We start from the raw sequence: 13394 nt of genomic DNA, 5'->3' as shown, positions 1-13394 counted from the left end.
GCCGGAGTGATCACGGGACGACCCGTGCCTACCGTGATGCGGCATGCCAACCTTCTCACCGACTTCGGAGACCGGCAGGCGCATCGGTCTCGCGGCCCTGGTGGTGGCCACCGTGCTGGCCACCGGCCCGGTGGCGACCGCTCAGGCGCCGGGCTCACGCTCTGGCGGCGACTGCGGCACGCACGACCAGACCCGTCAGGCGCTGCGCATCCTCACCGAGCGCGACGGCATCACCGGTGCCGCCATCCTGGTGAACGACCCCACCGCGTACGAGCCCTGCGGGCGCGTGGCCGAGGCCGCCGGAACGGCGGATCTGCGCACCGGACGCCCGATGAACACCGTCGACCGGCTGCGCGTCGGCAGCGTGACCAAGACGTTCACCGCGGCGCTCGTCCTCCGACTCGTCGCCGAGCACCGCCTCTCGCTGGAAGCCCCCGTCGACCGCTACCTGCCCGGCCTGATCCACGGGCACGGCCACGACGGGGGCCAGATCACCGTACGACAGCTCCTGCAGCACACCAGCGGACTGCCCGACTATCTCGACGCGCCCGAATGGGAGCATCCCGAGCGGCTGCGGTACCACCACTTCGAGCCGCGCGACCTCGTCACACGCGCGCTCGAACTGCCGCGCCCGCAGGGCACCTGGCACTACGCCACCACCAACTACCTCGTCCTCGGCCTGATCGTCCACGCGGTCACCGGCCGTACCCCCGAGGCGGAGATCACCCGCCGCGTCATCAAGCCCCTCGGGCTGCACGACACGTACTGGCCCGGCGACGACACCCGTATCCGAGGACCTCACTCCCGCAGCTACTTCACCGACGGCGACGGCCGGCGCGTCGACGGCACCGCCTGGAACATGACCCTCGGCGGGGTCGGCGGCGCCCTGGTCTCGTCGCCGGGCGACCTGACGCGGTTCGCCGCCGCCTTGTTCGACGGCCGGCTGCTGCCCGCGGCCCAACTCGCAGAGATGCGGCGGACGGTGGAGGCCGACGCCGACCGGCTGTGGCCGGGGGCCCGCTACGGGCTGGGTCTGATCTCGACACCGCTGTCCTGCGGCGGGACGTGGTTCGGGCACGGCGGCACGGTGCCCGGCGGTCACCGGGCGCTGATCGCCGTCGGCCCCGGCGGCCGGAGCGTCGCCGTCGCCCTGAACGAGGTGCCCGCCTCGCTCCAGGCCGAGCTCGACTTCCTCGACCTCGTCGACAAGTCCCTCTGTGAGGGCAGGTCTTCCGAAAGGACTTCCGCATGACCGGCTTCCCTTCCGACTCCATTTCCGACTCCATTTCCGGCTCCATTTCCGGCTCCAGCTCCGGCTCCCCTCCCTCCCCCGGCACACCGTCAGGTACGACCTCGTCCCGCGCGGCCGCGGGCACAGCCGGCCCGCGCGGCTCCCTGACCGGCGGCGGCCTGCACCGTCTCGTGTCGCGCACCGCGGCAGGAGCCGCCCTGTGCCTCGTCGGATCGCTCACCGTCGGCGCGTCGCCCGCAGCGGCGGCGCCCGTCTCTGCAGCGCCCGTCTCTGCGGCGCCCGTCTCTGCGGCCGCGGACCCCCTCGCCCGCTACCACCGGCAGTACCTCGACTGGAAGAGCTGCCTGCTCGGACCCGACGACGCGACCGGCAAGGAACTCCAGCAGGCGGGCGCCCAGTGCGCCGATGTCACCGTCCCGTTGAACTATGACGACCCGGACGGCCGCACGATCACCGTCGCGATCTCGCGGATCCGGGCCACCGAAACGGCCCACCGCGTGGGCGCGCTGCTACTCAACGGCGGTGGCCCCGGGGGGCAGACGATCGGCGACCCGCCGTGGGTGCGCACGGCGATGAAGAAGGTCGGTGAGCGCTACGACGTGGTGGGCGTCGACCCCCGTTTCGTCGGCCGCAGCACCCCGCTGGACTGCCACTGGCCCACCGGCTCCTTCATACGCGGCGCGGGGACCGGCCGCGCCGGGTTCGACCGCGCGGTGGCCCTGGCCGAGGAACTCGCCGGTCGTTGCCGGACGTCCCAGGGAAACGTCCTGCCGTACGCGACGACCCGGAACACCGCACGCGACATGGACGTCATCCGCGCCGCGCTCGGCGAGACCCGGATCTCCTACCTCGGATACTCGTACGGCACCTACCTCGGCCAGGTGTACGCCACGATGTTCCCCGGCAGAACCGGCCGAGTCGTGCTGGACGGCGTCGTCGCTCCCGACAGCTACAACCCCCGGCTGCTGCGCGGCACGGAACCGGCCAACCGGCACGCTCTCAGGGGCTGGGCCTCCTGGGCGGCCGCCCGCCACACCACCTACGGTCTGGGCCGCACCCCGGGCGAAGTGCTGGCGGCCGTGGACGGCGTCCGGGCGGCGGCCGGACGTACGCCCCTGCTGATCGGCGCCCACCGGGTGGACGAGCATCTGGTGCCCGTCGTCGTCCTCAACGGCCTCTCACAGGACAACGACGCCGCCTACGCCGATCTCGCGCAGGCCGTACGGGACATGCGTCGCGCCGTCGGCGGCCACACGGTCACCCCCGCGCCGTGGCTGGCCGAAACGCTCCGCTTCCTGCTGACGGGATCCGAATCCGCGTACGGCAGTGCCCAGACAGCGATCCTGTGCGGGGACGCGTCCGCGCCCCGCTCCCCCGAGGTGTACTGGCGCGATGTCCAACGCGCCCGCGCGCAGGACCCGTTGTTCGGTCCCGTCACCGACAACATCGGCCCGTGCGCGTTCTGGGACCCGCCACGCGAACGCCCGACCACGATCCGCGGCGACCTTCCGGCCCTGCTCGTCAACGCGACCGGTGACCCGCGTACCACCTACCGGAGCGCGCAGACGGTGCGCCGCATGTGGCCCTCCTCCCGCCTGGTCACCCTCCGCGGCGCGGACCAGCACGCCGTGTACGGCGTCTTCGGCAGTTCCTGTGCCGACGCCACGGTCAACACCTACCTGGCCACCGGCCGCCTGCCGGCCACGGACGTCACCTGTGACCGGCTTCCGGGCTGAGGAAGGCGGCCCGGCGGCCACCGGCTCTCCCCACCGTCCGGGTCACGACGCACGTGCCGTGACCCCGTCCAGGTCGAGCGCGCCGAACTCCTCGGGCAGGTCCGTCCACGGCGGGCTCCGGAGGAAACGGCCCAAGACGGTGGGGCGGCGGCCGTGCTCCCGAGAGCATCCGGCCGCCGCCCCTTCCCCCGTTCGACCGGGTCCTACTCGACGCTCCAGCCGACGCTGCCGACACCCGAGCTGTACCAGGCACAGGTGGCGGAGGACTGGCCGTACTGGCCCGGGCTCAGGGTCACCCAGTCGCCGGAGACGTCGGGGGCCCGGCCGCAGACGACCTCGGCGCGGAACCGGATGGTGCGGTCGCTGTTGTTCGTGCAGCTGGCGATGCCCCGGTCCGTGTCGACACCGTGGACCGCGCCACGGCAGTCGACCGAGCCCGCGGCCGACGCCGGGGCGGCCATGGCGCCGACGGACAGGGCCACCGCCGAGACGGTGGTGGCCAGCCCTGCGGCGAACATCTTCTTACTGCGGATCATCTTCGTGCCCCCGAGAGGTCGCGGTGTGCATGTGCTGACCTCAGTGAAGGGCACGGGGGCGGCCCCGGGTACCAGACATCTGTCAGGGTGCCCGGCCACGCAGTCGCGCTCAGGCGGGCCGGGTGGGAGCCCGTAGTTCGATCTTGTATCCGCCCTGTGGGGAAGGTTCGGCGGTGAGGGTGCCGTCGAGCAGTTCGGCGCGTTCCCTCAGGCCGATCAGGCCGTGCCGGGCGCTGGGCAGGGCGACGGACGGGCGGGTGGGCGCGGTGTTGGTGACGGTGACGCCGAAGTGCTGCGCGTCGTGCCACAGGCGCACCTCGGCGCGGGCGCCGGGGGCGTGCTTGCGTACGTTCGTGAGGGCTTCCTGGACCGTGCGGTAGACGGTGCGTTGGGCGGTTGTGCTGATGCCGGGCGGGAGCCCGCCGGTCAGGGTGGTCTCGATGCCGCTGTTGGCGATCAGCTGCTGAAGGTCGGCGAGGGTGGGCTGGGGGGTGAGTTCGGTTTCCTTGCCGCCTGAGGCGCGCAGAAGGGTGACCATGTGGCGGAGTTCGTCGAGGGTGTTCACGCTCAGCGTGCGGATGGTGCGGGCGGCGTCGCGGGCGCCGGGGTCCTTGGCGGCGACCTGCAGGGCTCCGGCCTGTACGGCGATGAGGCTGACCTGGTGGGAGACGACGTCGTGCATCTCGCGGGCCAGTTGGGCGCGTTCGCGGGCGAGGACGGTCTGGGCGTACAGGGCGCGTTCGTGTTCGCGGGCCACTTCGACCTCGACGAGCTGGCGGGCCACGTCGTGTCTGGCCTGGACGAGCTGGCCGAACAGGATCGGGGCGAAGGCCGTGGCCAGCGTGTAGACGAACTGGATGAGCGTCCAGGTCCGGTCGCCGTGAAACGTGTCGCCGGAAAACGTGTCGGACAGGGGCCAGGCAAGGGTGCCGGCCGCCGCGTTCAGCAGGGCGCAGCCGGCCAGCAGGGGGCGGTTGCGGGTGCGCGTGGCCAGTGTGTACAGGGCTGCGATCGGTGCGACCGCCACGTCCATGAACAGGGTCATGGGCAGGGTCAGCAGGAAGACGGTCAGTGGAAGGCGCCTGCGCAGGAGCAGTCCGGCGCAGCCGAGGGCGGCGCTGGCCCATATGAACGGTGTCGCCTCGCCGTAGAGGTTGATCCAGGCGTCGAGCGCGGCGAGCGCGACGAGGCCCGCGTCGACTGCCCCGGGCGGCACCCGCCGCCACAGTGCCTGACCCGTGCCCATCATCCGTTGCTCCGTGCCGTGTGGGCGCCGTCGTCGCTGAGCAGTCCGGCCCGCTCCGCGAGGAGCGCCGCCTGGACGCGGCTGGAGACCCTCACTTTGGTCAGGATCGAGCTGACGTGGTCCTTGACGGTGCCCGCGCTCAGATGGATGCGGGTGCCGATGTCGGCGTTGGAGAGTCCTTCCGCGATCAGGACGAGGACGTCACGTTCGCGGTCGCTGAGCAGTTTCACGCGCGCCACGTCCGCGTCCTGGGGCGCGCCCGCCCCCGGATGGCTGCGCAGCAGAACCCGTGAGGCTTTCGGGGACATCACCACCCCGCCCGCGGCCAGAGTGCGTACGAGCTGGGCGAGTTGTTCGGGCTCGGTGTCCTTGAGCAGGAAGCCCGCGGCTCCCGAGCGCAGCGCGGTCAGGATGTACTCGTCGGTGTCGAAGGTGGTCAGCATGGCCACCGTCGGCGGCTCGGGCAGCGTCCGGATCTCCCTCAGGACGGTCAGGCCGTCCACGTCCGGCATGCGGATGTCGAGGAGCACGACGTCCGGGTCCTCGCGCCGGATCACGTCGGCCGCCTGCGCTCCTTCTGCGGTCGCCACGACCTGGATGCCGTCAGAGAGGTTCAGGATCAGCTCGAACCCGGACCGCACCAGCGCCTCGTCGTCCACCACCACTACCCGGATCACCGGTATTCCGCCTCACACTCGTCTGCTCTGTCCAGCTTCTCGGCGCCTCGTACACCCCGCATCGGGGCGTCCAGGTTCTCGTACGGTGACCGCCTGCTGCCGACAGTACGTCCGGCGGGGCGCGCGAGGGTGCGGCCGCTCTGGACACCCGCTACCCGGCAGACCGGTTCCCGCCGGTCGGGGGGAGCGCTCCGGCCCGTCGGCGGGCGGGTGGAAGAGGCTCGGCGGATGGTGTCCGTGGTTCTCGTCCGGTGGGATCGGTCCGTGGGCCCGCCGAGTCTGCGGGCCGCAGTCGATTTCCGTACCGTCAGAGGATCACCCAGCCATGCCCCGCCCGTACCTGCGTCAGCCTGTCCGTGCTCTGCGCCGTTGTGCGGCGCGGCCCCATGTGCTGTTCGGGGGCGTGTACGGGGCGGTACTGGCCAGCTCCATGGTGGCCGCCCTGACGGAGCAGGGTGAGACGGCGCCCGCCGACCGGTTCAGCAGCGCCCAATGGCTTCTGGTCACGGCCGTCGCATCGGCCTTGGCGCACGGTTACGCGCATCTGATCGCCCTGCGCGGCGACCGGACCCATCACGGGGTGCGCGCCGCGGTGCGGCTGTTGCTGTCCGAGTGGCCGTTGGTGGTGGCGACGGCGCCGACACTGCTCCTGCTGCTCGGCACGGCCTGGGGGTGGTGGCCCTCGGCGGGCATCGAGTACGTGGCCTTCGCCGTGAACGTGGTGCTGCTGTTCGCCTGGGGCCTGCTCGCGGCCCGCGCCGCAGGTCGCACGTGGGGTTCCGCCTTGAAGATCGGCACAGTGGACGCGCTGCTCGGGCTTGCGGTCGTGGTGGCCAACGCCTTCATCAAATAGGCAGTTGGCCGTCCGAGCCGAGGCATGTGTGGGCATCTGTGGGCATGATGTCCGGCGCGGCCCAGGGCAACGGCTGGTGCGGGTCAGGAGACGATGGCCGCCGGTGCGGCTGAGACCACGACGGCCACCCAGGCAGGTGTGGAGACTCGCGGCGTCGCACCGGGCAACTCGGGGGGAAACCCACTCCGGTCGTGGACACCGCCCTCCTCGACCGCGTCCACGACGACGTCGCGGACAGCCGCGACATCGACGTGGTCCAACTCGTCCGAGAGCTCCACGTTCAAAAGGCGCCCCGTCATCGGGCGCGATGTGGTGGCCGAGCTGCCGCTCCCCGAGCAGGGGAAGAACCTCCCGCAGCTGCTCTTGGTCCAGCAATCGCTGCACGCGGACTTCGTCGTGTCCGGCACCCGGGAGGTGCTCCAGCGGCACCTCCTCCGCTCTGCGCGCAAGCCACCATTCGGTGCTCGGGTCGATCATGACTCGGCGCGCGTACGCGCCGGCCCGCGCCTCGTCACGAATGCAGGCCGCCCGCCTGCGTGCGCAGGAGGGCGGCCTGCGGGAGGTCCTCGGCGTCGCAGGCCCGTCTCACCCGCCGAGGCGTCCCGCCGAGGTCAGGAGCTGCGTCGCCGCGAGCTGCGCGTACAGCTCGTCCTTTGCCACCAGCTCCTCGTGGGTGCCGACCGCGCGGACCTTGCCCCCGTCCATGACGACGATGCGGTCGGCGTCCGTGACGGTCGACAGGCGATGGGCCACCACCAGCACGGTGGTCTCGCGTGCGGTCTCGGCGATGACGTCCCGCAGTGCCAACTCGTTGACGGCGTCGAGCTGCGAGGTCGCCTCGTCCAGGAGCAGCAGCCGGGGCCTGCGCAGCAGCGCGCGGGCGATCGCGATGCGCTGGCGCTCGCCGCCGGACAGTTTCGTGCCGTGGTGCCCGACCGGGGTGTCCAGGCCGTGCGGGAGACGCTCGACGAGGGCGTCGAGCCTGGTCCGGGTGAGGACCGCGCGTATGTCGTCGTCGGTCGCGCCGGGCGCGGCGAGAACCAGGTTCTCCCGCAGCGTGCCGGCCAGCACCGGCGCGTCCTGCTCGACGTATCCGATGACGGACCGCAGCTCGGACAGCGGCCACGTTGTCACGTCCTTGCCGTCGACCAGGACACGGCCGCCGGTCGCTTCGTAGAACCGCTCGACGAGCGCGAAAACCGTCGACTTGCCCGCGCCCGAGGGGCCGACGAACGCCGTCATCCCGCCGCCCGGCACCTCGAAGTCCACCCGCTGGTGGATGTCCGGCAACCCGGCCCCGTAGCGGAAGGACACCTCCTCGAAGCGAACCGACGCCGGACGTGGCCGCACCGTCTTGGTCGCCGCGGGCCGCACCGTCTTGGTCGCCGCGGGCCGCACCGTCTTGGTCGCCGCGGGCCACGCCGACCGGTGCCGGTCCTGCTTCTCTGTCGCCAGGCGGTCCACCTGCGCGATCCGGGCGATCGCCGCCGCGCCCTCCTGGTAGTGGGACGCTGCCTCGACCAGCTTGTACACCGGCTCCATCAGGTAGAAGAGGTACAGCAGGAACGCGATGAGCGTGGACACGGGCATGTCCCCGGACGCCACCCGCGCCCCGCCGACGGCGAGTACCGCGAGGAACGCCAGCTCGACGGCGAGGTCGTCCGCCGAACCCAGCACGGCCTCCCACTTCGCGCTGCGCACGCCGTGGCGCCACGCCCTGCGTGCCGCCGCCTCGACGCGAGCGGTCTCCCGCTCCTCGGCGCCGGACGCCTTCACCGTGCGGAACGCGCTGAAGACCCGCTCCAGGCCCGTGGACATCTCCCCGACAGCCGCCTGCGCACGCTCGGCGGCCTGCCCGATCTTCGGCATCACCAGCGCGGCAGCCACACCGACGACCGCGACGACTCCGAGCGTGACGCCCAGCAGGACGGCATCGAGGAACGCCATCACCACGACCGCCGCGACCAGCGTCACCGCCCCCGTCGCCGCGGAGACCACCGCCTGGGTGCTGACAGCCCGCAACAGCGTGGTGTCGGAGGTCACCCGGGACATCAGATCGCCCGGCTGCATCCGGTCCACCTCCGTGAGGCGCAGCCGCAGCAACCGTCCGATGAGGCTGCGGCGGGCGGCGAGCACCACCGACTCCGCCGTCCGTTCCAGCACATAGGCACCGAACGCCTCGGCCACCATGCTCAGCAGGACCAGAACGGTCATGGCCAGCAGAATGGTGCCGATCGTGCCACCGGACGAGAGCCGGTCGACCAGCGTCTTCGTGGCCAGCGGCTGCAGCAGCCCTCCGGCGGCCCCTACCAGCGCCAACAGCAGACCGAGCGCGACGGCCCACCGGTGCGGACGGACGTACCCGTACAGCGCCTTGAGCGTCTCGCGGGCGCGCAAGGACTCGGCACCCGTCGCCTCTGGGGCGGATGCGGTGTTCACAGGATTCCTTTCCTACGGGGTCGGCCGCGCACCGCGTCGGCGGTTGCCACAGCCCTCGTGGCGAGCGTGTGCACAACGGCATCACGGAGATCAGGGCGTACGACGGCCAGGCGCCTGCCCCGAGAGATCTGCGATCGCCGGCTCAGTGGACCAGTGAGGCCGCCCGCGTGGCGAAGACGTGCACCCCTGCCTCGTAGAACTCAGGACGGACGACGAACAGGACACCGGCGCCCGCCACCAGCGTCAGGCCGAGAAGTTCCAGCAACCCGCCTCTGCGAGGCGTGACGTCACGGCCTGGCACGTCGACGTCGGCCACGCCCCGACGGTGGTCTCTGGCTCCTTGTCACGAACGTGCTGTGTCATGCCTCCAGGCTGGACGCCCGGCTGCTCTGCGCATATCCGGCGACTGTCGGGTCCGCCCCCGCCGAGTGGCTGGAGAAGACCGGCCTGGGGTAGTAGGGAACATCAACTCCGCATGGCGACGACCGATGGGTCCGGCTCGTCGGTCCCCGGGGAGCCGGGGCCGCCGCCGGCCGACGGGCGCGGGCCGGTCAAAGACCGGGTGATGACCACCGAGCCGCCGCCGTGGAGCAGAACGCTGCCGAGCACCGTCAGGGTCATGGCGTACAGGGCGGTGTCGGCGTACTGCCCGTCCGGCGCAGCGTTGAACGCGAGCAGGCCGAACACGATGGAGGTGGTGCCGCGTGGCCCGAGCGCGCCGACCATGAGCCGTTCTCGCCAGGTGAACTTCGAGCCGAGGAAGGCGAGCATGATCGGAAGGATGCGCACGACGGTGAGCGCGACCAACGCCGACCGCTCGGGGTGCCCGCCCGAGGCTCAGCGGACGTGACGCGCCAGTTTGGTGGCGTTGTTGAGCAGGTACTCCAGCGGTCCGCGGCGGAAGAAGCGGGACCAGCCCGCCGCGAACAGGGTGGCGCCGAGGATGAAGCAGAGCAGCAGCGCGGCGGAGGCGGACTGCGGCGGGGTGGCCGCTTCGCCGGGCAGGGCGAGGATCACCAGGATGTGGCCGACGTAGAGGGTCAGGGACATGGTGCCGACGGCGATGACCGGGGCCGCCAGCCGGCGCAGCCACGGCAGCCGGTCGAGGGCCACCGTCAGGCACAGGAGCGCGGTGATCGCGATCCCGATGCTGCCGATGAGGTCGAACGTGGAACCGCTGTGCGGCTCGGCTGCCAGCAACCCCCATGCGTCGGGGCCCCACAGCCCACCACCGACCGGCGTGTCGAAGGAGCCCGATGCCATGCCGGGGTCCTTCATGGCACCAGGATCCTTCATGGCAGGCATCCCGGCCATGATCTTCTCAGCGCCGCCGGACAACCGGAGCGCCAGCCACGAGACGCCGTACCCGAACGCGACCAGCGCGGGTCCGACCACGGCCAGCCGCCGCCGCACCGCGCCGGAGGCCAGATCCAGCCGACCCAACGCCATGCCGGTGACCACGAACGTCATCCAGGTGATCGCCGGGTAGAGGCCGAGGAGCAGGAGGTCGAGCACACCCACACCGGAGAGTCGCGCGATCGGGTCCCAGGAGTCGATGCTGCTCACGATCGACTCGGTGAGCAGCGCCCGGATCCCGTACGCCACCTGCGGCGTGACGACCGCGAGTGTGACCGCGGTGATCGCGAGCGTCCTGGCCCGCAGCCGCAGCAGGGGCAGCGCCAACAGGAAGTACGCCGCGTAGAAGTTGAGGATCCCGGCGCCGCCGAAGTCGGTCATCGCCAACGCGCTGCCCACCACCAGCAGGATCACGGCCCGGATCACGATCCGGGCTCTCGCCTGCCGGCCGGCCGGTCCGGTCTTCGGCTCGAAGCGGCCGGCGATCAGCGTCAACGAGAACCCGGCAAGGGTGGCGAACAGCGCCGACGCCCGGCCGCTCGCCAGCTCCAGGAACCAGTCGCCGACGCCGCCCCCGGGCGTGGGGAAGGGGCCGACGTGCACGGCGAACATGCCGAACACGGCCAGGGCACGGGCGAGATCCACCCCGACCAGCCGCGCCATCGGCGCAGGGCGTTCCGTCTCCGCAGGCGCCTTCTCGGCGCTTTCGATCTCAGTCACCGGGACAACGTTGCGACATGCGGCCGCCGTCAACCATCCGACGGCCTACGGCAGTTGCCCCGCCGGTCGGCCCCCACCACCCCGCCGATCGGCGGGGTTCGGGCGGCCGTACGCGCCGCATGGATAGTGGCCGCTGCCGATGGCTGGCAGATCAGCGCGGCCTTCTCGGACGACTGACCGGCGCGCACCATCGTGTCCTTCAGAGTGGCACCGGAAGGGGCGGAGAGGCTGTGCCCGATCAGCCGCGCTCCCGCTCCTCCCTGGCGGCGCGCAGACCGAGAACGACGAGGCGAAGCCCATATTCGAAGCCGACGTCGCCGTCCATGCCGAGCAGGTCGCCCGACGCCTGGGCGGTGAGGGGGAAGCGTTCGGCATCGATCATCGCGGCGAGCCGCTCGGGGGCGTAGGGGTTGTCGTCGCCGTACGCCGCGCTGGTGTGGGCCTGCTCCTCGATGGTGTGGCCGATGGTGTAGTGCAGGACCGCCGGGAAACCGCGCGCCGCCTCGCTGAGGGTGAAGCCGGCATCCCGCAGGGTTCGCAGGTTCAGCTCCACCGCCCGGTGCACGGTCTCGTGGTTCACGTAGGTGCCGGCGAGGACGCGTGCTCCGTCCCGGTGGCTCAGCATCGCCTGACGCAGGTGGCGGGCCCAGTCGGCGAGCCAGTCCTCCCAGGAGGAGCCGTCGCGGGGTGGTTCCAGTCTCTCGGCCGCCTCGACGTACACGAGGGTGGCCATGGCGTCGAGCAGCTCCTGCTTGTTCTTGATGTGCCAGTAGAGGGTGGGGGCTCGCACGCCGAGATCCTGGGCGATGAGGCGCATGGTGAGCCCGTCGAGGCCGACGTCGTCGAGCAGTCGCAACGCCGTCCGGGCGATCACCTCGGAGTTGATCTTCATCCCGCTCCCTCCTTCCTGAGCACTTGACACCCTAACACCGTTAGGGGCATTCTCTAACGACGTTAGAGTCCCTAACGCTGTTAGACGCGGCGGGCTGGGAACCCGAACCGGAACAGGGGGAAACGCAGATGACCGACACAAAGACGGACACGGATGTGGTGATCGCGGGAGCCGGGCCGACGGGCCTGATGCTCGCCTGCGAGCTACGGCTGGCGGGGGTCGACGTGGTGGTGGCCGACCGGCTCGCCGCGCGGACCGGTGAGTCGCGGGCCGGCGGGATGCACGCCCGGACCATGGAAGTGCTGGACCAGCGGGGCGTCCTGGACCGCTTCCTGGCGGCCGGCACACCGCGCCCTATAGGGCACTTCTCGGGGCTGTGGCTGGACTTCGACCAGTTCGAGACCAGGCATTCCCGGTCGCTGGTGCTCCTGCAGTCCCACATCGAGCGGCTGCTGGAGGAGTGGGCCACCGAGCTCGGCGTACGGGTGCGCTGGTCGTCCGAGGTGACCGGGATCCGACAGCACGACTCCGATGTCGAGGTCGACGTAGGCGGATTGGAGGGCTCACGCTCGACACTGCGCGCCCGCTACCTCGTGGGCTGCGACGGCGGGCGCAGCGCGGTGCGCAAGCTCGCCGGCATCGGCTTCCCGGGCACCCCGGCGACCGTGACCGCGCTGCTCGGCGACGTCGAACTCACCGATCCGCCCGCCGAATCGCTCTTCATGCAGCGGCGACCGGGCGGTGACTTCTCGGTGTTCGCCTTCGAGCCGGGCTGGTACCGGGTGATCACCACGAAGTACGACCGTGTCGCCGGCCAGCGGGAACCGGTGACGTTCGAGGAGCTGCGGGAGTCACTGGTGAGGATCGCGGGCACCGACTTCGGTATGCACAGCCCCCGTTGGGTCTCCCGGTTCGGCGACGCGGCCCGGCAGGCCGAGCGGTACCGGGAACGCCGGGTGCTGCTGGCGGGCGACGCGGCCCACATCCACTTCCCGGCAGGTGGCCAGGGACTGAATCTGGGGGTCCAGGACGCGGTCAACCTCGGCTGGAAACTCGCCTCGGTGGTGCACGGCCGGGCGCCGGACATCCTGCTGGACAGCTACCACGCCGAGCGGTACCCCGTCGCGAAACGGGTGCTGCACAACACCCGGGCCCAGGCGGCGCTGACGCGTCCGGGCCCGCAGACCGACGCGCTGCGCGACGTACTCCGCTCGCTCATCGCATACGACGACGTCAACCGGCACCTGGGTGGCATGATCACCGCGCTGGACCTCCGCTACCCCACGAGCGACGACCACCCGCTGACCGGCCGCCGGGTCCCCGACGTCGACCTGAAGACCGGTGACGGCCGGTGTCGCGTCTTCGAACTGCTGCGCACCGCGCGCCCCGTGCTGCTCGACCTCCGCGGTGACACCGCACTGGCGGCCACGGCCGAGAGCTGGGCCGATCGCGTCGACCTCGTCGAGGCCCGGTCCGCGGCCGACCACTGGCCCGTCTGGCCGGTCGACGAGACCCCCGCCCCCGCCGCGCTCCTCATCCGCCCCGACGGCCACGTCGCCTGGGCCGCACCCGCCGGCACCACCCCCGACCCCGCCGCCCTCCGCACCGCCCTCACGGCCTGGTTCGGCCCGGCCACGGCCGACTGAACCGGGGCAAGAAGCCTGCCGCGGGACACCGCGGCGATGCG

The 13394-nt window shown here is 71.7% G+C and carries 13 protein-coding genes and 1 pseudogene; 4 read left to right on the top strand and 10 right to left on the bottom strand.

The annotated features are described in order from the left end of the window. The first annotated feature begins 43 nt into the window (after positions 1–43). Together FDO69_RS27830 and FDO69_RS27825 are read left to right on the top strand one after the other, a co-directional pair. On the top strand, positions 44–1252 hold the full coding sequence (locus FDO69_RS27830) for a serine hydrolase domain-containing protein (RefSeq protein ID WP_104782984.1): 1209 nt from the start codon (positions 44–46) through the stop codon (positions 1250–1252). Then, complete coding sequence (locus tag FDO69_RS27825; RefSeq protein WP_104782981.1) at positions 1249–2988, top strand: alpha/beta hydrolase; 1740 nt, start codon at positions 1249–1251, stop codon at positions 2986–2988. Before FDO69_RS27830 ends, FDO69_RS27825 begins: the two co-directional genes overlap by 4 nt. Before the next feature lie 203 nt (positions 2989–3191). Here the strand turns inward: FDO69_RS27825 and FDO69_RS27820 are convergent, their stop codons facing one another. The 3 genes from FDO69_RS27820 to FDO69_RS27810 all read right to left on the bottom strand — a co-directional run bounded on the left by FDO69_RS27820 (position 3192) and on the right by FDO69_RS27810 (position 5435). Next, positions 3192–3524 (bottom strand): hypothetical protein, encoded by a 333-nt coding sequence (locus tag FDO69_RS27820; RefSeq protein WP_104782979.1) that lies wholly within the window; start codon positions 3522–3524, stop codon positions 3192–3194. Positions 3525–3633: 109 nt separating this feature from the next. Then, on the bottom strand, positions 3634–4770 hold the full coding sequence (locus FDO69_RS27815; RefSeq protein WP_104782976.1) for a sensor histidine kinase: 1137 nt from the start codon (positions 4768–4770) through the stop codon (positions 3634–3636). Continuing rightward, positions 4770–5435, bottom strand: a complete 666-nt coding sequence (locus FDO69_RS27810; protein WP_170320959.1) for a response regulator — start codon at positions 5433–5435, stop codon at positions 4770–4772. The genes FDO69_RS27815 and FDO69_RS27810 overlap by 1 nt, the downstream gene beginning before the upstream one ends. A 337-nt stretch (positions 5436–5772) precedes the next feature. Between FDO69_RS27810 and FDO69_RS27805 the strand changes: the two genes are divergently transcribed. Continuing rightward, positions 5773–6300, top strand: a complete 528-nt coding sequence (locus FDO69_RS27805) for a hypothetical protein (RefSeq protein WP_104782970.1) — start codon at positions 5773–5775, stop codon at positions 6298–6300. Positions 6301–6383: 83 nt separating this feature from the next. Here the strand turns inward: FDO69_RS27805 and FDO69_RS27800 are convergent, their stop codons facing one another. The 7 genes and pseudogenes from FDO69_RS27800 to FDO69_RS27780 all read right to left on the bottom strand — a co-directional run bounded on the left by FDO69_RS27800 (position 6384) and on the right by FDO69_RS27780 (position 11707). Continuing rightward, entirely contained in the window at positions 6384–6599 is a 216-nt protein-coding gene (locus FDO69_RS27800) for a hypothetical protein (RefSeq protein WP_138430198.1), read from the bottom strand. Positions 6600–6885: 286 nt separating this feature from the next. Continuing rightward, on the bottom strand, positions 6886–8739 hold the full coding sequence (locus FDO69_RS27795; protein ID WP_104782965.1) for an ABC transporter ATP-binding protein: 1854 nt from the start codon (positions 8737–8739) through the stop codon (positions 6886–6888). Between the two features lie 142 nt (positions 8740–8881). Next, positions 8882–9055, bottom strand: a complete 174-nt coding sequence (locus FDO69_RS41345) for a hypothetical protein (protein WP_159030656.1) — start codon at positions 9053–9055, stop codon at positions 8882–8884. Positions 9056–9204: 149 nt separating this feature from the next. Beyond that, positions 9205–9546, bottom strand: coding sequence for a cation:proton antiporter domain-containing protein (locus tag FDO69_RS27790; RefSeq protein ID WP_267896259.1), 342 nt, complete (start codon positions 9544–9546; stop codon positions 9205–9207). 30 nt (positions 9547–9576) lie between these two features. After that, entirely contained in the window at positions 9577–10815 is a 1239-nt protein-coding gene (locus FDO69_RS27785) for a DUF418 domain-containing protein (RefSeq protein ID WP_420878549.1), read from the bottom strand. A 29-nt stretch (positions 10816–10844) separates the two neighbouring features. Continuing rightward, a pseudogene (locus tag FDO69_RS43120) lies at positions 10845–11060 on the bottom strand (hypothetical protein); the annotation flags it as partial. Then, positions 11054–11707, bottom strand: a complete 654-nt coding sequence (locus FDO69_RS27780) for a TetR/AcrR family transcriptional regulator C-terminal domain-containing protein (RefSeq protein WP_104782960.1) — start codon at positions 11705–11707, stop codon at positions 11054–11056. The pseudogene FDO69_RS43120 and the gene FDO69_RS27780, both read right to left, overlap by 7 nt. Before the next feature lie 128 nt (positions 11708–11835). Here FDO69_RS27780 and FDO69_RS27775 point away from each other — a divergent pair, with 128 nt between their 5' ends. Next, complete coding sequence (locus FDO69_RS27775; RefSeq protein WP_104782957.1) at positions 11836–13353, top strand: FAD-dependent monooxygenase; 1518 nt, start codon at positions 11836–11838, stop codon at positions 13351–13353. The last annotated feature ends 41 nt before the right edge of the window (positions 13354–13394 follow it).

Source organism: Streptomyces tibetensis, assembly GCF_007655005.1.
GTDB classification, from domain to species: Bacteria; Actinomycetota; Actinomycetes; order Streptomycetales; family Streptomycetaceae; genus Streptomyces; species Streptomyces tibetensis.
This window is presented reverse-complemented; position numbering and strand designations above follow the sequence as displayed.